This is a genomic window from Sorangium sp. So ce1036 (genome assembly GCF_051369805.1).
GTDB lineage: Bacteria > Myxococcota_A > Polyangia > Polyangiales > Polyangiaceae > Sorangium > Sorangium cellulosum_F.
Genome location: NZ_JBBMOX010000001.1, coordinates 3,878,044 through 3,901,730 on the forward strand (window position 1 = coordinate 3,878,044; position 23,687 = coordinate 3,901,730).

General features: G+C 74.8%; 7 protein-coding genes. All 7 read left to right on the forward strand.

Annotated elements, in window-relative coordinates; translation table 11 throughout:
- Positions 1-226 precede the first annotated feature (226 nt).
- Genes WMF31_RS14970 through WMF31_RS15000 form a run of 7 tightly spaced genes read left to right on the forward strand, consistent with a single transcriptional unit; the run spans position 227 to position 23,687 of the window.
- Positions 227-5,578 carry an amino acid adenylation domain-containing protein gene (locus tag WMF31_RS14970; protein ID WP_436602598.1) on the forward strand — a complete coding sequence of 1,784 codons (5,352 nt, stop codon included), beginning with the start codon at positions 227-229 and terminating at the stop codon, positions 5,576-5,578.
- Positions 5,575-10,407 (forward strand): SDR family NAD(P)-dependent oxidoreductase, encoded by a 4,833-nt coding sequence (locus WMF31_RS14975; RefSeq protein WP_436602599.1) that lies wholly within the window; start codon positions 5,575-5,577, stop codon positions 10,405-10,407. The genes WMF31_RS14970 and WMF31_RS14975 overlap by 4 nt, the downstream gene beginning before the upstream one ends.
- Positions 10,404-12,125, forward strand: a complete 1,722-nt coding sequence (locus tag WMF31_RS14980; protein ID WP_436602600.1) for a cyclic peptide export ABC transporter — start codon at positions 10,404-10,406, stop codon at positions 12,123-12,125. The genes WMF31_RS14975 and WMF31_RS14980 overlap by 4 nt, the downstream gene beginning before the upstream one ends.
- Positions 12,122-14,521, forward strand: coding sequence for a penicillin acylase family protein (locus tag WMF31_RS14985; RefSeq protein WP_436602601.1), 2,400 nt, complete (start codon positions 12,122-12,124; stop codon positions 14,519-14,521). The genes WMF31_RS14980 and WMF31_RS14985 overlap by 4 nt, the downstream gene beginning before the upstream one ends.
- A gap of 50 nt (positions 14,522-14,571) precedes the next feature.
- Positions 14,572-14,793 carry an MbtH family protein gene (locus WMF31_RS14990; protein WP_129349387.1) on the forward strand — a complete coding sequence of 74 codons (222 nt, stop codon included), beginning with the start codon at positions 14,572-14,574 and terminating at the stop codon, positions 14,791-14,793.
- A complete protein-coding gene (locus WMF31_RS14995; RefSeq protein ID WP_436602602.1) occupies positions 14,790-15,848 on the forward strand; it encodes a TauD/TfdA family dioxygenase in 1,059 nt (352 codons plus the stop codon). Before WMF31_RS14990 ends, WMF31_RS14995 begins: the two co-directional genes overlap by 4 nt.
- A gap of 9 nt (positions 15,849-15,857) precedes the next feature.
- Positions 15,858-23,687 carry an amino acid adenylation domain-containing protein gene (locus WMF31_RS15000; RefSeq protein ID WP_436602603.1) on the forward strand — a complete coding sequence of 2,610 codons (7,830 nt, stop codon included), beginning with the start codon at positions 15,858-15,860 and terminating at the stop codon, positions 23,685-23,687.

The window sequence follows — 23,687 nt, forward strand, 5'->3', positions numbered from 1 at the left end:
AAAGATTTTTTTCTTGACTCGCCTTGTGCACGTGTTCCATATCACCGCCATCTAGAACTTGATCATCATTTTCATTTTCAACATGTAGAGCCCAGCGGACGCGCGGGCGCAGCGAGCGCCTGGCGCGTTGCGCTTGGACGCAGTGCGTCATGGGCTCGGGCCCAGGACCCGGTGAGCGGGGCCGTGCCCGTGGTCGGGCTTTTTCCGAGCTGAGGCTGAGGTGGCGATGGAGTCGAACCGATCCGATGCGCGCGCGATCAGCGATCGCGGCGCGGCCGAGCCCGCGACGCTGGTCGCGCTGCTCCGGCGCCGCGCGGAGCAGCGCCCGTCCGGGCACGCCTACACCTTCCTGCTCGACGGGGAGACGGACGCGCGCTCGATGTCCTACGGCGAGCTGGACCTCCGGGCGCGCGCGCTCGCCGCGGAGCTGGAGGGCTGCGCGCGAGCGGGGGAGCGCGCGCTCCTCCTTTTGCCGCCTGGGCTCGACTTCATCGCCGCCTTCTTCGGCTGCCTCTACGCGGGGCTCGTCGCGGTGCCCGTCCCGCTGCCGCAGCGCAAGCGCGGGCTGCTCCGCGTGCTGGCCATCGTGCGCGACTGCCGGCCGAGCGTCGTGCTCACCACCGAGGCGTTCCTGGGCGCCGTGGCGGCGCTCCGCGACGATCCGAGCCTCGCCGAGCTGAGCCACCTGCGCTGCGTGGCCGTCGACACGGTCCGGGACGGCCAGGGAGACGCGTGGCGAGCGCCGCGCGTGACGGCCGAGACCGTGGCGTTCCTCCAGTACACCTCGGGCTCCACCGGGACGCCCAAGGGCGTGGTGCTCACGCACGGCAACCTGCTGCGCAACGAGCTCGTGATCCGGCGCGCGTTCGCGCACTCCGAGGAGAGCGTGATCGTCGGGTGGCTGCCGCCGCACCACGACATGGGGCTCATCGGCAACATCCTGCAGCCGCTCTACGTGGGCGTGCCGTGCGTCCAGCTCTCGCCCGACCAGTTCCTCATGAGGCCGCGGCGCTGGCTGGACGCGATCTCGCGCTACCGGGCCACGACGAGCGGCGGGCCGAACTTCGCCTACGAGCTGTGCATCCGCAAGATCCCGCCGGAGCAGCGGGGAGGGCTCGACCTCAGCTCATGGAAGGTGGCCTTCAACGGGGCCGAGCCGATCCGGGCGGCGACGCTCGACCGCTTCGCCGAGGCGTTCGCGCCGGCGGGCTTCCGGCGCGACGCGTTCTATCCCTGCTACGGCCTGGCCGAGGCGACGCTGCTCGTGACCGGCGGAGCGGCCGACGCGCCGCCGATCGTGCGCGCCGTCGACCGCGCCGCGCTGGCAGGGGGGCGCGCGGCGTTCGACCCGCGCGATCCGGAGGCCGGCGTCTCCCTCGTGGGCTGCGGGGGATCGCCGGCCGGCGACGAGGTGCGGATCGTCGATCCCGAGGCGCTCCGGACCTGCGAGGACGAGCGCGTCGGGGAGATCTGGGTGGCCGGCGCGAGCGTGGCCCAGGGCTACTGGGAGCGGCCGGAGGACACGGCGGCGACGTTCGAGGCGCGGCTGGCGACGGGGGAGGGGCCGTTCCTGCGGACCGGCGATCTCGGGTTCTTCTCGCGCGGCGAGCTGTACGTGACGGGCCGGCTCAAGGACCTGATCATCGTCCGCGGGCGCAACCTCTACCCGCAGGACATCGAGCTCACCGCGGAGGAGAGCCACCCGGGCCTCCGCGCCGGCGGCGGCGCGGCGTTCTCGGTGGAGGTCGACGGCGAGGAGCGCGTCGTCGTCGTCCAGGAGCTCGGCCGGCGCGCGTCGGCGCCTCCGGATCCGGCGGAGCTCGGCGCGGCGATCGAGCGCGCCGTGGCCGACCGGCACGAGGTCGCGGTCCACGCGGTCGTGCTCATCAAGCCGGGGAGCCTGCCGCGGACCACGAGCGGCAAGGTGCAGCGGAGGGCGTGCCGCGGCCGGTTCCTGGACGGGTCTCTGGACGCCGTGTGGCGGTCGACGAGCGGCGCGCGCGCGGGCGTGGAGGCCGAGAGCGCGGAGCCGCCGCGGTCGGCGCTGGAGGGCGCGCTGGCAGGCATCTGGGCCGAGGTGCTGGGGCGCGCGCGGGTCGGCCGGGACGAGGAGTTCCTGAGCCTGGGCGGCGACTCGCTGCGGGCCATGCAGGTGAGCGGCCGGGTGAGCGAGGCCCTCGGCGTCGACGTGGGGCCGGCGCAGCTCTTCGAGTCGACGACGATCGCGGCGCTCGCGGCCTGGATCGAGGCGAGGCAGGCCGGCGCGCCCGCGGGCGGCGCGGCGGGCGGGGCCGCGCCGAGGACACAGGTGGAGCGGCCGGAGCGGCTGCCGCTGTCCCTCGTGCAGGAGCGCCTCTGGTTCCTGGAACAGCTCGTCGCAGGCGCGCCCGTCTACCACATCGCGGCGGCGCTGCGGCTCTCCGGAGCCCTCGATACGAGCGCCCTGGAGCAGGCGGTGACGGCGCTCGTGGCCCGCCACGAGGCGCTGCGCACGAGCTTCCCCTCCGTCGCGGGGCAGCCCGTCCAGGAGATCGCGCGGCCCGCGCCGGTCGCGCTGCCGGTCCAGGACCTGAGCGCCCTCGCCGAGGAGGACCGGGAGCCGGCGCTGCGAGCGCTCCTCCGCGAGGGGGCGCGGCGCGCGTTCGACCTGGCCGAGGCGCCGCCCGTGCGCTGGGCGCTGCTCCGCAAGGGCGAGCGGGAGCACGTGCTGGCGGTCACCTGCCATCACCTGATCGCGGACGGCTGGTCGATGAACGTGCTCCTGCGGGAGCTCTCGCTGCTCTACGGCGCGCTCTCCGCGGGGCGCTCGCCGGAGCTCGCGAAGCTCTCGCTCCAGCAGGCGGATCACGCGCTGTGGCAGCGCCGTAATGAACAGACCGCGACGCGCGAGCGGGAGCTCGCTTACTGGCGCGAGCGGCTGAAGGGGCCGGTGCCGCCCCTCGCGCTCCCCACCGACAGGCCGAGGCCCTCGGTCCAGACCTACGCGGGCGCGCGCGAGGAGCTCGCGCTGCCGCCGGAGCTCGTGGCGCGGCTCGGCGCCCTCGGACGGCGGGCAGGCACGACCCTGTTCACGACGGTGGCGGCGGGGCTGTTCGCGCTGCTGCACCGGTACACGGGCCAGAGCGACGTCTGCATCGGCACGCCGGTCGCCACGCGGTCGCGGGCGGCCCTCGAGGGCGTCGTCGGGTGCTTTCTCAACACGCTGGCGCTGCGCGTCGACATCGCAGGGAATCTCAGCGTCGTGGAGCTCCTCGCCCGCGTCCGCGCGGCGGTCACGGAGGGGCAAGCGCACCAGGAGGTGCCGTTCGAGCGGGTGCTTGAGGCGCTGTCCATCGAGCGGAGCCTCGGCCACACGCCGCTGTTCAATGTGATGCTCGCCATGGATCCGACGCCCGAGCCGGCGCCGGAGATCCCCGGTCTGTCGATCGACGCGCAACGGGTGGACACCGGGACAGCCCAGTTCGATCTGGTGCTCAACCTGGCCCTGGACGGCCGGGGAGCGCGGGGCGCCTGGGAATACAACACCGATCTCTTCGACGCCGCGACGGTCGCGCGGATGACACGGCACCTCCTCGCCCTCCTCGAGGGCATGGTCGCCAGTCCAGAGAGCCGGCTGGCCGATCTGCCGATGATGAGTGCGGCCGAGCGGGGCAAGGTCCTCGCCGGCTGGAACGCGACCGAGCGCGCGTATCCGGGCGAGCGGCGCGTCCACGAGCTCTTTGAGGCGCAGGCGGAGCGGACGCCGGACGCCGTGGCGGTGATTTTCGAGGAGAAGCGGCTGAGCTATCGAGCGCTGAACGAGCGCGCCAACCAGGTGGCACATGCGCTCAGGAAGCGCGGCGTGGGGCCGGACGTGCTCGTGGCCATCGCGGCCGAGCGCTCCGTCGAGCTGGTCGTCGGGCTGCTCGGCGTCCTCAAGGCCGGCGGCGCCTACGTGCCGATCGACCCGGAGTATCCCGCGGACCGCGTCGCCTTCATGCTCGAGGACGCGGGGGCACAAATCCTGCTGAGCCAGTGGCCCGTGGCGTCGCGCCTCTCGGCGCACGGCGCCGAGGTGCTGTGCCTGGACGCGGATCGCGCCCAGATCGACGGGGAGCCGACAGACAACCTCGCGACCCCGCTGTCGCCGGACAACCTCGCGTACACCATCTACACCTCGGGGTCGACCGGGCGGCCCAAGGGCGCCGGCAACAGCCACCGTGGCCTGCTCAACCGGCTGCAGTGGATGCAGGAGCGCTACGGGCTCACCCCGGAGGACCGGGTGCTGCAGAAGACGCCCTTCAGCTTCGATGTCTCGGTCTGGGAGCTCTTCTGGCCCTTGATCACCGGCGCCGGCCTCGTCGTCGCCAGGCCCGGCGACCACCGCGACGGCGAGCGGCTCGTGGAGCTCGTCACGCGGCACGGCGTCACCACAGTGCACTTCGTCCCGCCCATGCTCCAGGCCTTCCTGGAGACCCCCGGCGCGCCGTCCTGCAGGTCGCTGCGCCGGATCCTCTGCAGCGGCGAGGCGCTGCCCGCGGAGCTCGCGCGCCGGTGCTTCCAGCGGCTGGAGCATGCCGAGCTCCACAACCTCTATGGCCCGACCGAGGCATCCATCGATGTGACCTCCTGGGCCTGCTCGCGAGGCGAAACCTCCGCTTCGGTGCCCATCGGACACCCGATCGCCAACACGCAGATCTACCTGCTCGACCGCCACGGTCAGCCGGTGCCGGTCGGCGTCGCCGGCGAGCTCCACATTGGCGGCGTCGGCCTCGCCCGCGGCTATCACCGGAGGCCCGACCTGACCGCAGAGCGCTTCGTGCCCGATCCGTTCGGCTCAGCCCCCGGAGGGCGGCTGTACAGGACAGGCGATCTGGCGCGCCACAGGCCCGATGGATCCATCGAGTTCCTCGGCCGCCTCGATCACCAGGTCAAGATCCGCGGCCTGCGCGTCGAGCTCGGCGAGATCGAGGCGCGCTTGCTCCAGCACCCCGGCGTCGGCGAGGCCGTCGTCGTCGCGCGCGACGAGGCCCACGGCGGAAAGCGCCTCGTCGCCTACGTCGCCGGCCGCGCCGGCGGCGCCGCCCCCGAGCCGAGGTCGATCCGCGCGTGGCTCGCCGAGGCCCTGCCGGCCTACATGGTGCCCGCGCCGATCCTCGTGCTCGAGCGGATGCCGCTGTCGCCGAGCGGCAAGGTCGACCGGCGCGCCCTGCCCGCGCCCGAGCAGCTCGAGGCGCCCGTGAGGGCCGCGACGCCGCCGCGAACCGACCTCGAGCGCACCATCGCGGCGCTCTGGCGAGACGTGCTCTCGGTCCCGCAGGTCGGCATTCACGACAACTTCTTCGATCTGGGCGGACACTCGCTCTTGCTGGCCAAGGTCCACAGCCGCCTGCGCGAGGAGGTGGGCCGCGCGCTGCCGATGCTGGTCCTGTTTCAACACCCCACCATCGCCTCGCTCGCAGAGGCCTTGAGCCAGGACCCGAGCGCCTCGCCGGCGCCCCAGGCCGGCGAGCGGGACGGCGAGCGGGCGAGGGCCGCGCAGCAGCGGCGCGGAGAGATCTTCGCGCGGCGGCGCGGCGGACCGGAGACCAAGAAATGACCACAGCGAGCAGCGGAGAGCCCCGCCCGGGCCTGGACGTCGCGATCCTCGGCATGGCCGGGCGCTTCCCGGGCGCGCGGGACGTGGCGGCGTTCTGGCGAAACCTCTGCGCGGGCGTCGAGTCCGTCGCGATCCTCACCGAGGAGGAGCTCGTCGCCGCGGGCGTGGATCCGGCGCTGATCGCGCGGCCCGAGTACGTGCGGGCGCGGGCGGTGCTCGACGACATCGACCTGTTCGACGCGGAGCTCTTCGGGTTCACGCCGCGCGAGGCCGCGGCCCTGGACCCGCAGCACCGGCTGTTCCTGGAGTGCGCGTGGGAGGCGTTCGAGAACGCCGGGATCGACCCGGAGCGCGCGGGCGGGCCGGTCGGCGTCTACGCCGGATCGAGCCTGAGCGGGTACCTGGCCCACCTGTTCCCCGACGGGCCGCGGCTGCAGTCGGCGGCCGACGTCGCGGCGCTCCTCTCGCTCGACAAGGACTTCCTCGCGACCCGCGTGTCGTACAAGCTGAACCTGCAGGGGCCGAGCCTCGCGGTGCAGACGGCGTGCTCCACGTCGCTCGTCGCCGTGCACCTGGCCTGCCAGGGGCTGCTCACCGGCGAGTGCGATCTGGCGCTGGCGGGCGGCGCCTCCGTCAGCGTCCCTCAGAAGATCGGGTACCTCTACCAGGAAGGCGCGATCGCGTCGCCCGACGGCCACTGCCGCGCGTTCGACGCGGGGGCCCGCGGCACCGTCGGCGGCAGCGGCGTGGGCGTGGTCCTCCTCAAGCGGCTCGACGACGCCATCGCGGATCGGGACGCGATCGTCGCGGTGATCAAGGGGTCCGCCGTCAACAACGACGGCCGGGCCAAGGTCGGCTACACCGCGCCGCGCGTCGAGGGCCAGGCCGGCGTGATCCGCGCCGCCCACGCGGCCGCGGGCGTCGACGCGGACTCCATCGCCTACGTGGAGGCGCACGGCACCGGGACGCCGCTCGGCGATCCGATCGAGATCGCCGCGCTGAGCCAGGTCTTCCGCGCGACGACCGACCGGAGGGGCTTCTGCGCCATCGGGTCGGTGAAGACCAACGTCGGGCACCTGGACGCGGCCGCAGGGGTCACCGGGCTGATCAAGGCGGCGCTCGCCGTGGCGCACGGGCGCATCCCGCCGAGCCTGCACTTCCGCGCGCCGAACCCCGCGCTCGAGCTCGAGGACAGCCCCTTCCGCGTGGCCACCGAGCTCGCGGCGTGGGCGCCCACGGGCGCGCCGCGCCGCGCCGGCGTGAGCTCCTTCGGCATCGGCGGCACCAACGCGCACGTCGTGCTCGAAGAGGCGCCGCCCCGGCCGGCGGCGGATCCGCCGCGCCCGTGCGAGCTGCTCGTGCTGTCGGCCCGGTCGAGCGCGTCGCTCGAGCGCCTGACCGACGCGCTCGCGGAGCACCTGGAGGACCACGCCGACCTCGATCTCGGCGACGTGGCGTTCACGCAGCAGACCGGGCGCCGGGCGTTCGGGTACCGCCGCGCGGTGGTGGGCCGCTCGCGCGAGGAGGCCGCGCGCGCGCTCCGCGATCGCGGCGACGCGGTGCGCTCCGGCGGGCCCGTGGCCGGGGCGCGGCCGGTCGCGTTCCTGTTCCCCGGGCAGGGCACCCAGCGCCCCAACATGGGCCGCGATCTCTACGAGACCGAGCCCGTGTTCCGGGCCGAGGTCGACGCCTGCGCTGCGCTGCTCCAGCGCCACCTGGGCGCGGACCTGCGGGCGCTGCTGTTCCCCGCGCCCGCGGACGTCGAGGACGCCGCGAGGCGCCTCGATCGGACGTCGATGACGCAGCCGGCGCTCTTCGTCGTGGAGTATGCGCTCGCCCGGTTGTGGATGGCGTGGGGCGTGACGCCCGACGCGATGCTCGGGCACAGCGTGGGCGAATACGTGGCCGCCTGCCTCGCGGGGTGCCTGTCGCTCGAGGACGCCCTGGCGCTGGTGGCGGCGCGGGGGCGGCTGATGGAGGCGACGCCGGAAGGCGCGATGCTCGCGGTGTTTGCGTCCGAGTCGGAGGTCGCGGGCTGGAGCGGCGATGAGGTCGCGCTGGCCGCCGTCAATGGGCCGCGGCAGTGCGTGCTGGCCGGCACGGTGGCGGCGATCCAGCGGGTCGAGCAGGAGCTCGCCAACCGCGGGATCGAGGCGCGCCGGCTGCGCACGGCGCGGGCGTTCCACTCCCACCTGATGGACGGCGCGCTCGCGGCGTTCCGTGAGGCGGTGGGCAGGGTCACGCTGCGCGCGCCGCGGATCCCGTGGGTCTCGAACGTCACCGGGACCTGGATCACCGCGGCCGAGGCGCAGGAGCCCGGGTACTGGGTCCGGCACCTCCGCAGCGCGGTCCGCTTCGCCGACGGGGTGAAGGCGTTGCGGGAGCAGGGGGAACGGATCTTTCTGGAGGTCGGGCCTGGACAAACGCTCACGGCGCTGAGCCGGCAGCTCGCAGCGGGGGCGCTCGCGCTGGCGTCGCTGCCCGCGGTGCGCGAGCCGGGAGGGGCGGGCGCGGCGCTGCTCGACGCGGTCGGGCAGATCTGGGTGGCCGGCGCTGCGGTGGACTGGGGAGGTCTGCAAGCGGGGCGGCGCCGGCGGCGCGTCGCGTTGCCAGCAACCCCGTTCGAGCGACAGCGGTACTGGATGGAGCGCCCCGAGGCGAGGACGGTCGGGGCGACCTCAACCTGGGTCGGGGCGACCTCAACCTCGGTCGGGGCGACCTCAACCTCGGTCGGGCGGACCTCAACCTGGGTCGGGGCGACCTCAACCTCGGTCGGGCGGACCTCAACCTGGGTCGGGTCGCCCACTTCAACCTGGGTCGGGTCGTCCTGTTTGGACGGAATATTCTACATCCCTTCGTGGAAGCGCGCCCCTCTGGAGCCGCTGGCGCTCGCGACCGGACCCGACGAGGCGCACTGGCTCGTCCTCGCAGACGAGGAGGCGCTCGGCCTCCGGCTCGCGGCGCGGCTCGAGCGCGCCGGCCAGCGCGTCACCCGCGTCCGGCGCGGCGAGCGCTTCGAGCGCCTCGCGGAGCGCGCCTTCACGCTCCGCCCGGACCAGCCAGACGACTACGCCGCGCTGCTCCGCGCGCTCGACGCAAGCGCGGCGCGGCCCACACGCATCGTGCACGCCTTCAGCCTTGGCGACGCGGGTGACCGCCGCGACGGCACGCGCGAGACGCAGCTCGACCCGGACACATTTCGCGAAGCGCAGCGCCGCGGCTCGGCCAGCCTGCTCTGGCTGGCACGGGCGCTGGCCAGGCAGCCCGGCGGCGCCCACCTCGTCGCGCTCGCCAGCGGCCTGCACGACCTGACCGGCCGGGAAGCCCTGCGCCCCGAGCACGCCCCGCTGCTCGGCGTCTGCAGGAGCATCCCGCTGGAGTACCCGCACGTCCGCTGCCGGGTGCTCGATCTCGAGGCCGCCGACCCGGACGCCGCCGAAGCCGATCGCCTCGTCGAGCGGATCCTCGCGGAGGCGCGATCCGACGCCGGCGACACCGTGGTCGCCTACCGCGGCCACCACCGCTGGGTGCCCGCCGTCGAGCCGCTCCCGCTCAGGCCAGCGCAAGCGGCGCCCCCCTTGCTGCGAGAACGCGGCGTCTACCTCATCACCGGCGGGCTGGGAGGCATCGGCCTCTGGCTCGCGGACTACCTCGCCCGCACCGTGCGCGCGCGCCTCCTCCTCACGGGTCGCTCCGCGCCGACCGACGAGCAACGCGCGCGGCTCCTCGCGCTCGAGCAGGCCGGCGCCGAGGTCGTCGCGCTGCGCGCCGACGCCGCCGACGCCTCCCAGATGCGCGCCGCCGCGCGCGAGGCGCTCGACCGGTTCGGCGCCCTGCACGGCGTGATCCACGCGGCCGGGGTCGCCGCCGGCGGGCTCATCGACCGGCTGACCGCGGACGCCCTGGACGCGGAGCTCGCCCCCAAGGCGCTCGGCGCGCTGTCGATCGACGAGATCGCCCGCGCCCACGCGCCGGATTTCGTCCTGCTCTGCTCCTCGATCACCGCGCTGAGCGGCGGCCTCGCCCGCGCAGGCTACGCGGCCGCGAACGCGTTCCTCGACGCGTACGCGCAGGCGTGCGCGCGCCGCGCAGGCCCGTACACGGTCTCCATCAACCTCGATCGCTGGCGCAACGTCGGCATGGCGGCCCGCGCCGAGGCGCGCCTCCTGGCCCTCGGGATCGACGACGTGATCCTCGACGGGATGCGCCCGGAAGAGGGGCAGCAGGTCTTCCACCGCGTCCTGAGCCAGGCCGCGCTGCCGCAGGTGATCGTCTCGGTCCGCCCGCTCCACGGCCTGCCCAGCGACGACGAGGGCGCCGCCCTGGCGCGGCGGCTCGGCGCCGGCGACGCCGCCGCGGCCGCCGGCAGCGAGGCGCCGCGCGGGCGCGACGAGGCCGCGGCCGCCGGCGCAGAGCGCCTCTCACCCGAGGCGATCACGGCGCAGGTGACCGCGATCTGGGCGCGGGCGTTCGGCCTCGATCCCATCGACCCGAAGAGGGACTTCTTCGCCCTCGGCGGCGAGTCGCTCCTGGCCTTGCAGATCCTCAACCGCGTCCGGGAGACGTTCCAGGTGGAGGTGCCGCTCCGCGAGTTCTTCGAGCGGCCGACCGTGGCCGCGCTCGCGGAGCGCATCCACGAGGCGCGAGGGCAACAGGCGCCCGCGAGCCCCGAGCCGGCCCTGGTCGCGCTGCCCCGGGCCGCGCGGCGGCTCCCCGGCGCGGGGAGCTCGCGCGCGCCGGCGCGCGCGGACGGCGAGCCGACCCCCCCGAAGGGCGAGCCGGCCCCCCCGAAGGGCGAGCCGGCCCCCTCGAAGGAGAAGGGACGATGAGGGTGCTCTCCTTCCTCGTGCGCCGCGCGCGCCGGCCCCTGCTCCTCGCCATCGCCGCCGGCGTGATCAGCGGGCTCTCGAGCGCCGGCCTCATCGCGCTCGTCCAGGAGGCGCTCTCCGCGGACGGCCGCCCCGCGGCGTGGCTCGCGTGGGCCTTCGCGGGGCTCGCCGTCCTCGCCGTGCTGAGCAGGGCCGTGTCCCAGGTGCTCCTGACCCGCCTGGGACAGGCCATGATCGCGGAGCTCCGGATGCAGCTCAGCCAGCGCATCCTCGAGGCGCCGCTGCGCCACATCGAGCAGCTCGGCCCCCACCGGCTCCTGGCGGCGCTCAACGACGATCCGGCCGTCATCACCCAGGCGTACGTCTTCCTGCCCCTCCTGTGCGTCAACGTGGCCACCGTCCTCGGCTGCCTGGCGTACATCGGGCGGATCTCGTGGTGGGCGCTCGCGACCGTGCTGGGCGCCATGGCGGTCGGCGCCGTGCTCTTCCGGGCCCACGAGGCGCGCGCGATCGGCGCCTTCCGGCGCGCCCGCGAGACGAGCGACGCCCTGTTCCAGCACTTCCGCGGGCTGACGGGCGGGATCAAGGAGCTCAAGATGCACCGCGGGCGCAGCCGCGCGTTCCTGGCCGACGTCCTCCGCGGGAGCGTCGCGACCTACGGGCGGGAGTTCGTGGCGGGCACCACCCAGTACGCCATCGCGATGGGCTGGGGCACGCTGCTCTTCTACGCCGTCCTCGGGCTCGCCCTGTTCGTCCTGCCGGGCTGGGCAGGGCTGACGCCGCCGGCGGTGTCCGGCGTGGTGCTGGCGATGCTCTTCCTGCTGACGCCGTTCGCGCAGACGATCGAGCTCCTGCCGTCGGTCGGGCGCGCCAGCGTCGCGCTCGCGAAGGCGAGCGAGCTCGGGCTCTCGCTGACGCCGGAGGCGACGATCGCGCCGGACGAGGCGCCGCCGCGCGCAGGCGGCGCGGAGGGCGCGCGCGCGTGGCAGCGCATCACGCTCTCCGGCGTCACGCACCGTTATTACCGGGAGAAGGAGGAAGGGAGCTTCCAGCTCGGGCCCATCGATCTGACCTTCGAGCCCGGCGAGCTCGTGTTCCTCGTGGGCGGCAACGGCAGCGGCAAGACGACGCTGGCGCTCCTGCTCCTCGGGCTCTACGCGCCGGAGTCCGGCGAGATACGGCTCGACGGCGCGCCCGTCGACGACGCGAGCCGCGACCAGTATCGACAGCTCTTCTCGGTCGTCTTCGGGGAATACCACCTCTTCGAGCACCTGCTCGGCCTGAGCGGCCCCGACCTCGACGAGCGCGCGCGGCGCTACATCGAGCGGCTGCAGCTCGATCGCCGGGTGCGCGTCGAGGGCGGCGCCCTCCGCGTGAGCGGGCTGTCGCAGGGGCAGCGCAAGCGCCTCGCCCTGGTCACCGCCTACCTCGAGGATCGGCCGTTCTACGTCTTCGACGAGTGGGCGTCCGACCAGGACCCGCAGTTCCGGAAGATCTTCTACACGGAGCTCCTCCCGGAGCTCCGGGCGCGGGGCAAGACCGCCCTCGTCATCACCCACGACGACCAGTACTTCGCGCTCGCGGATCGCTGCCTGCGGCTCGATTTCGGCCGGCTGACGCAGCTGCCCGCGCGCGGCGCGGAGCGGCGACCGGCGCGGGCAGAGCACGCCGGCGCCCACGGCCACGAGGCCCTCAAGGCGGTGGAGCAAGAGGTATGAGCCGCAGAGTCCAATCACTCCTCCTCTCGGCGCTCGCCTCGCTGACGATCGCCGGCTGCGCGGACGGGCCCCAGGGCGGCGCCCGCGCCCCGGCGCCGCGCGCCGGCGGCGCGATGGCCGGCGCCGGCGGCGCGATGGCCGTGCCGGGCCTGGAGAGCGCGGTGACGGTCACGTTCGATCGTCTGGGGATCCCCACGATCCGCGCCGCCTCGCGGCAGGACGCCCTCCGGGCCCTCGGCGTCGTCACGGCGCGCGACCGGCTGTTCCAGCTCGACCTGCTCCGCCGGAGCAGCGGAGGGCGGCTCGCGGAGATCCTCGGGCGCGATCTGCTGGCGGCCGATACCCGGCAGCGGCTGTACGGCGTTCCTCGGGCCGCGTCGGCGATCCTCGCGCGCCTCCCGGAGCGCCAGCGCGCCGCGCTCGACGCGTACGCCGAGGGCGTCAACGCGGTCCTCCGGAGCGCGGAGACGCTGCCCGTCGAGTTCCGGGAGCTGGGCTATCGGCCCGAGCCGTGGCGCCCGGAGGACAGCGTCCTCGTCGTGCTGGGGATGTTCGACGCGCTCAGCGTCAGCGAGGACCTGGAGCGGACGCGCACGGTCCTCTCGCGCAGCCTCCCGGAGGGCGTGACGTCCTTCCTGCTCGAGGACATCGACCCTTACACGAGGGCGCTGCTCGGCGCGCAGGCGCCCGCGGCGCCGCCGCTGCCCGCCGAGGAGCTGCGGGCGCTCGTGGCCCGGAGCCGGAGGGCGCACGCGTGGCGCGGCGGGGTGCTCAGCGCGGCCTCCGGCGAGGCGCCGGTCGGCTCGAACGGCTGGGCGGTGGCCGGCCAGAGGACGCGCGACGGCCGCGCCCTGCTCGCGAACGACATGCACCTGGAGCTCGGCGTCCCCAACATCTGGTATCGCGCGGAGCTCCGCTATGACGACAGCGAGGTCGCGGGCGTCGTGCTGCCCGGCGTGCCCATGGTCATCGTGGGGACCAACCGCCATGTCGCCTGGGGGATGACCAACCTCGACGGCGACGTGATGGATCTCGTCCAGATCGAGGTCCACCCCGGGCGCCCCGACGAGTACCGGACGCCCTCGGGGTGGAGGCGGTTCGAGGTCGCGGAGGAGACGATCGAGGTCCGCGGCGAGCCCGACGTCACCGTCACGGCCCAGAGGACGATCTGGGGACCCGTCGCGCCGCGGCCGCTCCTCGGCGCGAAGGTCGCGATCCGCTGGACGGCGCTCGATCCCGAGGGGGTCGACCTCGGCCTCCTCGAGATGGATCGGGCCCGGAGCGTCGACGAGGCGGCCCTCGTGATGAACACCGCCGGCGGGCCCGGGTGCAACGTCCTGCTCGCCGACCGGAGCGGCCGCGTCGCGTGGACGGTGACCGGGCGCTTGCCCCGGCGCCGCGGCTTCGACGGCGCGGTCAGCGTCTCGTGGGCGGACGGGCGCGCGGGCTGGGAAGGATACCTGCCGCCCGCCGCGCTGCCGCGCGTCGTGGATCCGCCGTCGGGGTTCGTCGTCAACGCCAACCACCGCATGCCGCGCGGCGAGGGCGCGCCGGCGCTCGGCCGGGACTACGCGAACGGCTACCGCGCCTACCGCATCACCGAGCGCCTGCGCGAGGCGCGGGAGGTCACCGAGGCGGACATGCTCTCGCTCCAGCTCGATACGCGGGCCGAGTTCTACGGCTTCTACCGCGACCTCGCGCTGCGGGCGCTCACCGGAGAGGCCGTGTCGAGGCGGCCCTCGCTCGCCGAGGCGCGGCGCGCGGTGGCGGCGTGGGACGGCCGGGCGGACGCGTCGAGCGTCGGCCTGCCGCTCCTCGATCGGTTCCGCGGCGCCCTGGCCCGCGAGGTGTTCGCCGCGTGGCTCGGCGCGAGCCGCGCCGCGGAGCCGACCCTGGAGCTCGAGCTGCCCGACATCGACACGCCCTTGCAGCGCGCGCTGAGCGAGCGCTCGGCCGATCTCGTGCCGGCGCCGGAGGGCGGCTGGGACGCCTTCGTCCTCGCGGCGCTGGAGGAGGCCGTCGCCGCGGTCAAGGAGGAGCACGGCGGGCGGCCCGTCGACCAGATCGCGTGGGGCGCGGTGAGCCGGGTGCGGATCGCGCACCCGCTCGGCGTGACGCCGGAGCTCGCCGCGCGCCTCAACATGCCCGACGAGCCGCTGCCGGGGTGCGACGTCTGCGTGCGCCTGGTGAGCGACACGCTCGCGGCGAGCGAGCGGCTCGTGGTCTCGCCGGGGCGCGAGCCCGAAGGGATCCTGCACATGCCGGCCGGGCAATCGGGCGATCCGATGTCGCCCCACTACCGCGATCAGCAGCGCGCCTGGGTCGACGGGCGCCCGCTGCCGCTGCTGGCAGGCCCGGCCGCGCGCGCGCTCACGCTCGTCCCCGAGCGCCCATAACGGCTTTCACCCCACCCCATCTCGCAGCGCATCTCGAACGGAGGAGCCCCATGGCAAACGAAGAGCATGAAGACAACACGGTTTACAAAGTCGTCGTGAACCACGAGGAGCAGTACTCGATATGGCCCGAGTACCGGGAGAACCCCCTCGGCTGGCGCGACGCGGGCAAGACCGGGACGAAGGCCGAGTGCCTCGATCACATCAAGGAGGTCTGGACCGACATGCGGCCGCTCAGCCTCCGCAAGCAGATGGAGGGGGGAGAGCGGTCGTGAGCGACTCGAGCGCTCTGTCCACGCGAGAGGCAACGCGGGAGTCGCCGCGAGAGACGCCGGAGGACGCCGCGCGGGGCGAGGCGGCGGGCCTCGTGCGCTCCTGCCTCCCCGGCGGCCCGCTGCCGCTCGTCGTGAGCCCGAACGGCCGCGGGGACGTCGCCGGCGTCCCCGCGCTCGGCGCGGCCATCCGGGCGTGCGCGGAAGAGGAGCTCTCCCGGCACGGAGCGATCCTGTTCCGCGGCTTCCCGGTCCGATCGCTCGCCGACTTCCACGCCTTCGTCCGGCGCGTGACGCCGGAGCTCCTCGACTACACGTTCGGGTCGACGCCGCGCTCCCACGTGCAGGACCGCATCTACACGTCGACGGAGTACCCCGCTCACCAGCACATCCCCCTCCACAACGAGCAGTCGTACACCCTCGATTGGCCGCTCAAGATCTGGTTTCACTGCGCCGAGGCCGCGATCGAGGGCGGCAGCACCCCGCTCGCCGACAGCCGCGAGGTCTTCCGGCGCATCCCGGCGCGCCTGCGCGAGCGCTTCGCGGCGAAGAGGGTGATGTACGTGCGCAACTACGGCAACGGCCTGGACCTGCCGTGGCAGAAGGTCTTCGGCACGAGCGACCGGGCCGAGGTCGAGCGCTTCTGCCGGGCCGCAGGCATCGAGTGCGTGTGGAAGGCCGACGGCGAGCTGCGCACGCGCCAGGTGTGCCAGGCCGTGGCCGCCCACCCGCGCACCGGAGAGCCGGTGTGGTTCAACCAGGCCCACCTGTTCCACGTCTCCAACCTGGAGCCGGCCGCGCGAGAGGCGCTCCTCTCGATCTTCGCCGAGGAGGACCTGCCCCGCAACGCGCTGTACGGGGACGGATCGCCCATCGAGGGCGCCGCGCTCGACGAGATCCGCGAGGTGTACAGGCAGCTCGCCGTGGAGTTCGCCTGGCGAGAGGGCGACGTGCTCCTCGCGGACAACATGCTGGTCGCCCACGGGCGCGCGCCCTTCCGCGGCCCGCGCAAGGTCCTTGTCGCCATGGCCGAGCCGTACCGGGCCAAGGCCTCCTGAGGTTCATTCATGCGTGAGGATGTGTTCGTTTTTCCGATGAGCTTCGCCCAGGAGCGGCTGTGGTTCCTCGCCCAGCTCGAGCCGGAGAGCGCCTCTTACAACCTGGCCACGGCCGTGCGGCTCACCGGATCGCTCGACGTCGCCGCGGTGGAGCGGTGCCTCTCCGAGATCGTGCGCCGGCACGAGATCCTGCGCACGACGTTCGCCGTCGTCGACGGCCAGCCGTCCCAGGTCGTCCAGCCCGACGGGGCGGCGCGGCTCGAGCGGCTCGATCTCGGCGTCCTGCCGCCGGCGCAGCGGGACGCCGAGGTCCGGCGCGTGATCGAGCGGGAGGCGCGGCGGCCGTTCGACCTCACGAGCGGCCCGCTCCTCCGGCTCACGCTCCTGCGGCTCGGATCGGAGGAGCACGTCCTCCTCTGGGGGGTCCATCACATCGTCTTCGACGGGTGGTCCACGAGCCTGGTCCTCGGCGAGTTCGCCGCGCTGTACACGGCGTTCGTCGCGGGCCGGCCCGCCCCGCTCGCCGACCCGGCGCTCCAGTACGCGGACTTCGCGCACTGGCAGCGCCAGCGCGTCGAGGGCGGGCTGCTCGACGCCCAGCTCGCCTACTGGACGAGGCAGCTCGCGGGGCAGCCGGGGGTGCTGGAGCTGCCCACGGATCGCCCCCGGCCGGCGACCCAGCGCTACCAGGGCGCGCGGCGCTCCTTCCGCGTGCCCGGCGCGCTCGCCGAGGCGCTCGCTGCCCTGGCGCGGCGCGAGGAGACGACGCTGTTCGCGGTGCTGATGACGGCGTTCCAGGTCCTCCTCGCCCGCCACGCGGGGACGTCCGATGTCAGCGTGGGCACGCCGGTGACGAACCGCAGCCGGGCCGAGCTGGAGGGGCTCGTCGGCTGCTTCGCCAACACCGTCGTGATCCGCACCGAGATCGAAGGGGATCCGTCGTTCGCGGCGCTCCTCGCCCGGGTCACGCGGACCGTGCGCGAGGCGCAGTCGCACCAGGAGGTGCCGTTCGACCAGGTGGTGGAGGCCGTGAGCCCGGTCCGGGACCTGAGCCACGCGCCGCTCTGCCAGGTGATGTTCGCGCTCCAGCCGGTGCTCCGGCAGCCCGTGGAGATCCCGGGCCTCGGGGTGCGCCTCCTCGATCTGGACGTGGGGGGCGCCCAGTTCGATCTGTCGCTCGACGTCGCGCCCGACGGGGACGGGCTCTCGGCCGCCTTCGAGTACGACACCGACCTGTTCGACGAGGCCACGGTCGCGCGGATGGCCGACCACCTCCTGCGCCTGCTCGCGGGCGCGGCGGCGAGCCCCGGGGCGCGCCTGTCGGAGCTGCCGATGCTCGCGGCCGAGGAGCAGCGGCAGGTGCTCGGGTGGAGGACGACCGGGGCGCGCCGCAGCGCCCCGCGCGCCGTTCACCGGAGGTTCGAGGAGCAGGCCGCGCGCGCGCCCGGGGCGACGGCCGTCGTCCACGAGGAGCGGCAGATCACGTACGGCGAGCTCGACCGGCGGGCCAACCAGCTCGCGCAGCTCCTCCGGCGGCGCGGGGTGGGGCCGGAGGTCCGCGTGGGCCTCTGCCTGCCGCGCTCGATCGAGATGATCGCCGCCTTGCTCGGCGTGCTGAAGGCGGGCGGCGCCTACGTCCCGCTCGATCCCAACCTCCCCGGGGAGCGGCTCTCCGCGATGATCGACGACGCCGGGATCCGCACCGTGATCGCCCTGGAGGGCGCGGCGGCCGACCTGCCCGCCGGCGTGGCGGTCCTCCAGCTCGACGCCGCCTTCACGTGCGCGCGAAGCGAGCCCGCCGCGCCGCGCGAGGCCGAGGCCGAGCCGGCGCCCGAGCAGGCGGCCTACATCCTGTACACCTCCGGCTCGACGGGGGCGCCCAAGGGCGTCGTGGTCCCGCACCGGGCGATCGCGAGCTTCGTCGACGTCGCGGCGGGGGTCTACGAGATCTCGCCGCGCGACCGGGTGCTGCAGTTCGCGTCGCTGAGCTTCGACGCGAGCGCGGAGGAGATCTTCCCGTGCCTCGCGCGGGGCGCGACGCTCGTGCTGCGCACCGAGGCGATGCTCGAGTCCGTGCCCGGGTTCCTCGCGGCGTGCGGCGCGTGGGGCGTGACCTCGGCGGTGCTGCCGACCATGTACTGGCACCGCATCGTCGCGGGGCTCGGCGAGGGCGCGGCGCTGCCGCCGTGCCTCCGGCAGATCGTCATCACCGGCGAGGCGGCCTTGCCCGAGCGGGTGAGCGCCTGGCGCGCGTCGCCCGAGGCCGCGCGCGTCCGCCTGCTGAACGCCTACGGCCCGACCGAGACCACCGTGACCGCCACGGTGAGCCACCTGTCGGCCGCCGCGGACCCGCGCGACGCGTGGGCGGTCCCCATCGGCCGGCCGCTCGCGAACACGCGCGCGTACGTGCTCGATCCCGCCGGGCAGCCGGTGCCGGTCGGCGTCGTCGGAGAGCTGTACCTCGGCGGCCAGGGGCTCGCGCGCGGGTACTGGGCGCGCCCGGATCTGACCGCGGAGCGCTTCGTCCCCGATCCGTTCGCGGACCGGCCCGGAGAGCGGCTCTACCGGACCGGGGACCGGGCGCGGTGGCGCGCGGACGGGCAGCTCGAGTTCGCCGGCCGCGTGGATCACCAGGTAAAGCTGCGCGGCTTCCGGATCGAGCCCGGCGAGATCGAGGCGCGGCTCGGCGAGCAGCCCGGCGTGCGCGAGGCGGTCGTGATCGTGCGGCAGGACCGGCCGGAGGAGCGGCGCCTCGTGGCGTACGTCGCGGCCGGCGCGGACGTCTCGCCGGAGGAGCTCCGGCGCGCGCTCAAGGCGCAGGTGCCGGACTACATGGTGCCCTCGGCGTTCGTGGTGCTGGAGGAGCTGCCCCACACGCCGTACGGCAAGATCGACCGGCGCGCGCTGCCTCTGCCTGCCGCGCCGAGCGGCCAGGCCGCGGCGCCGCGCACGGAGGCCGAGGCGGCGCTCGCGGGGATCTGGGCGGAGCTGCTGGGGCGGCCGGCGGTCGGGGTCCAGGAGAACTTCTTCGAGCTCGGCGGCGACTCGATCCTCGCGCTCCAGGTCGTCTCCCGCGCGCGGGCCGCGGGCCTCTCGCTCACGCCCCGGCAGATCTTCCAGCACCAGACCATCGCCGATCTGGCCGCGGCGGCGGCGTCGGCCCCGGCGCCGGTCGCGGCGGCGCCGGCCGCCGGCGACGCGCCGCTCACGCCGATCCAGCGCTGGTTCTTCGAGCTCGGCGGGCCGAACCCGCACCACTGGAACCAGACCGTGCTGCTCGAGCTGCGGCGGCGGATCTCCGTGGAGGCGCTCACGGCCGCGGTCCGGGCCACGGCCGAGCATCACGGCGCGCTGCGGCTGCGGTTCACGCGCGGGGCGGGCGGATGGCGCCAGCGCTACGCGGGCTCGGCCGGCGCGGCGGTCGCGCGGGTCGACCTGTCGGACCTCCCCGCCGGGGCGCAGGCCGAGGCGCTGGCCAGGGCAGCCGGGGAGCACCAGGCGCAGCTCCACCTGACCGAGGGGCCGCTCCTCCGCGCGGTGCTGTTCGACCTGGGCCCGGACCGCCCGGGCCGCCTCCTCCTCATCGCGCACCACCTCGTGGTCGACGCGGTCTCCTGGCGGATCCTGATCGAGGATCTCCAGACCGCAACCCAGCAGCACGACGGCGGCGAGGCGATCCGGCTCCCGGACGAGAGCGTCTCCTTCGGCGCGTGGGCCCGGCGCCTGTGCGCGCACGCCCGATCCGAGGACGTGGCGCAGCAGGCCGAGGCGTGGCTCGCCGCGAGCCGCCCCACGGCGGCGCTGCCCGCGGACGATCCGGCCGGCGGGTCGCTCGAGGCGGAGACCGTCTCGTTGATCCAGCTCCTCGGCGCCGAGGACACGCGCGCGCTGCTGCAGGCGACGCCCGCGTACCGGATGCGCGTGGACGAGATCCTGCTCGCGGCCTTCGCCGGGGCGCTCGCGCGGTGGACGGGCGATCCGGCCGTCCGCATCGACCTGGAAGGCCACGGGCGCGACGCGCTCGACGACGTGGATCTCTCGCGGACGGTCGGGTGGTTCACGAGCATCTACCCCGTCCGGCTGGAGGTCCCGGCCGACGCGGCGCCCGGCGGCGCGCTCAAGGCGACGAAGGAGCAGCTCCGCGCCGTGCCCCGGGGCGGCGCCACGTACGGCGTGCTCCGGTACCTCGGCGAGGGCGAGCGCGCGGCGCGGCTCCGGGAGCACGCGGCGCCGCAGGTGAGCTTCAACTACCTCGGGCAGTGGGACGACCTCTTCGCGTCGAGCCCGCTGTTCGCGCACGCCGAGGGCGACGTCGGGCGCGACCACGATCCGCGCACGCCGCGAGCCTACGAGCTGGAGGTCGACGCGGCCATCGTCGGCGGGCGCCTCCGCGTGATGTGGAGCTACAGCGGCGCCCGCTACCGGCCCGGGACCATGGCGCGGCTCAGCGAGGATTTCGCGGCGCGGCTGCGCGCCCTCGTCGCGCACTGCCTCGCGCCGGACAGCGGGGGGTACACGCCCTCGGACTTCCCCCTGGCGCGGCTCGACCAGGCCAGGCTGGACCGCCTGCTGCCGCCCGGCCGCGACGTCGAGGACGTCTATCCCCTGAGCCCGCTCCAGCAGGGGCTGCTCTTCCACAGCCTGTGGGAGCCCGGCTCCGGCGTCTACGTCGAGCAGGTGACGTGCCGGCTGGAGGGGGCGCTCGACGTCGACGCGTTCCGCCGGGCCTGGGAGGCCGTCGCCCTGCACCACGGCGTCCTGCGCACGACCTTCGCGTGGGAGGGCGCCGACGAGCCGCTCCAGATCGTGCGGCGCGCGGGGTCGATGGGGCCGGTGGAGCTCGCGATCGAGGACCTCCGCGGCGCCGGGGCCGAGGCGCAGCGCGCGAGGATCGCCGCCCTCGTCGACGCGGATCGCGCGCGGGGCTTCGATCTGGCCCGGGGCCCGCTGATGCGCCTGTGGCTCGCGCGCGTGGGCGACGAGGCCCACCACGTGCTCTGGAGCCACCATCACCTCCTCCTCGACGGGTGGGCGGCGTCCCTCGTGCTGCAGGACGCCTTCGCGGCCTACGACGCCCTGCGCGCCGGCCGGCCGATCGCGCTGCCGGCCCGCCGGCCTTACCGCGAGTACATCGCCTGGCTGCGCGGGCGGGACGCGGGCGCGGACGAGCCGTTCTGGCGGGGCGCCCTCGCGGGCTTCCGCGCGGCGACGCCGCTGCCCCTGGAGCGCGCGCCGCGCGAGGCGTCGGCCGAGGGGGCCGGCGGCCACGGGGCGAGGATGATCGCGCTGTCGGGATCGGCCACGGCGCGCCTCCAGCGCTTCGCGCAGCAGCACCGCGTGACGGCGAGCACGCTCGTCCAGGCCGCGTGGGCGCTGCTGCTCAGCCGGGCTGCCCGGAGCGACGACGTGCTCTTCGGCATCACGGTGGCCGGGCGATCGGCCCCGCTCGCCAGCGTCGACGCCATGGTGGGGCTCTTCATCAACACCCTGCCGCTGCGCGTGGCCGTCCCGCAGGCCGCCACCGTCGCCGCGTGGCTGCGCGATCTCCTGAGGACGACCACCGAGCTCGGCCCGCACGAGCACACGCCGCTGGCCCAGGCGCGCGCCTTCAGCGCGATCCCGGCGGGACAGCCGCTCTTCGAGAGCCTGCTCGTCTTCGAGAACTACCCCACCGATCCCCGGACCCAGGAGGGGCTGGCCGAGCTCGGGGTCCGCGACGTCGCGTTCGCGGACCAGACCAACTACCCGCTCACCCTGGCCGTCCTGCCGGGCGAGCAGCTCGAGCTCCGCCTGTCCTACGACCGGCGGCGGTTCGACGACGAGACCGCGTCCCGCCTGCTCGGCCTCGTGGAGGCGGCGCTGAGGCAGCTCGTCAGCCGCCCGGAGGCGCGGGTGGGGGAGCTGTCGCTCCTCGGCGAGCCCGAGCGCCGGCGCGTCGTGACCGCGTGGAACGCGACGGAGCGGGCGTATCCGGGCGAGCGGCTCGTGCACGAGCTGTTCGAGGCAGAGGCCGAGCGGGCGCCGGACGCCGTGGCCCTCGTCTTCGGCGAGCAGCGGCTGAGCTATCGAGAGCTCGACGCGCGCGCCAACCAGGTCGCGCACGCCCTCCGGCGCCGCGGCGTCGGCCCCGACGTGCTCGTGGCCGTCGCCGCGGAGCGCTCGGTCGAGCTGGTCGTCGGGCTGCTCGGCGTCCTCAAGGCCGGCGGCGCCTACGTGCCGATCGACCCGGAGTATCCCGCGGACCGGATCGCCTTCATGCTCGAGGACGCCGCCGCGCCGGTCCTGCTGAGCCAGTGGCCCGTGGCGTCGCGCCTCCCGGCGCACGGCGCCGAGGTGCTGTGTCTGGACGCGGATCGCGCCGAGATCGACCGGGAGCCGACAGGCAACCTCGCGACCCCGCTGTCGCCGGACAACCTCGCGTACACCATCTACACCTCGGGCTCGACCGGGCGGCCCAAGGGCGCCGGCAACAGCCACCGGGGCCTGCTCAACCGGCTCCAGTGGATGCAGGAGCGCTACGGGCTCACCGCCGGAGACCGGGTGCTCCAGAAGACGCCCTTCAGCTTCGACGTCTCGGTCTGGGAGCTCTTCTGGCCGCTCATGACGGGCGCCTGCCTCGTCGTCGCGAGGCCCGGCGACCACCGCGACGGCGAGCGGCTCGTGGAGCTCATCACGCGGCACGGGGTCACCACGCTGCACTTCGTCCCGCCCATGCTCCAGGCGTTCCTGGAGACGCCCGGCGTCGCCTCGTGCGCCTCGCTCCGGCGGGTCATCTGCAGCGGCGAGGCGCTGCCTTCGGAGCTCGCGCGGCGGTTCTTCGAGCGGCTCTCGGGGGCCGAGCTCCACAACCTCTATGGCCCGACCGAGGCCTCCATCGATGTGACGTCCTGGGTTTGCCGGCGAGGCGACACCTCGGCCTCGGTGCCCATCGGACACCCGATCGCCAACACGCAGATCTACCTGCTCGATCGCCACGGCCAGCCGGTGCCGGCCGGCGTCGCCGGCGAGCTCCACATCGGCGGCGTCGGCCTCGCGCGCGGCTATCACCGGAGGCCCGACCTGACCGCCGAGCGCTTCGTGCCCGATCCGTTCGGCGCCGCGCCCGGAGGGCGGCTGTACCGGACAGGGGATCTGGCGCGCCACAGGCCCGACGGCGCCATCGAGTTCCTCGGCCGCCTCGACCACCAGGTCAAGATCCGCGGCCTGCGCGTCGAGCTCGGCGAGATCGAGGCGCGCCTGCTCCAGCACCCGGAGGTCCAGGAGGCCGTCGTGGTCGCGCGCGACGAGGCGCACGGCGGCAAGCGCCTCGTCGCCTACGTGGCCGGCCACGGCGGCGCCGCGCCCGAGCCGGAGGCGCTGCGCGGGTGGGTCGGCGAGGCGCTCCCGGCGTACATGGTGCCTGCGCCGATCGTCGTGCTGGAGCGGCTGCCGCTCTCCCCGAACGGCAAGGTCGACCGCCGCGCCCTGCCCGCGCCCGAGGCGGCGGCGCTCGGCCATCGCCCCTACGTCGCGCCCCGGACCGAGGCGGAGCGGATCCTCGCGGAGGTCTGGGCCGAGGTGCTGCACCGCGCAGAGGTCGGCGTCGAGGACGACTTCTTCGAGCTGGGCGGCGACTCGATCGTGACGTTGCAGGTCATCGCGCGCGCCGCCCGGCGGGGGCTGCGCCTCTCGCCCAAGCTGCTGTTCGAGCACCCGACCGTCGCCGAGGCCGCGGCGCGGCTCACCGTGGAGGCCGCGCCCGTGGAGGCGCCGCCCGCGCCGCCGCCTGCGCCCGGGACCCCTGACGCCGGCCTCTCCGCGGAAGAGTGGAGCGATCTCCTGGACGAGCTCCAAAGGTGA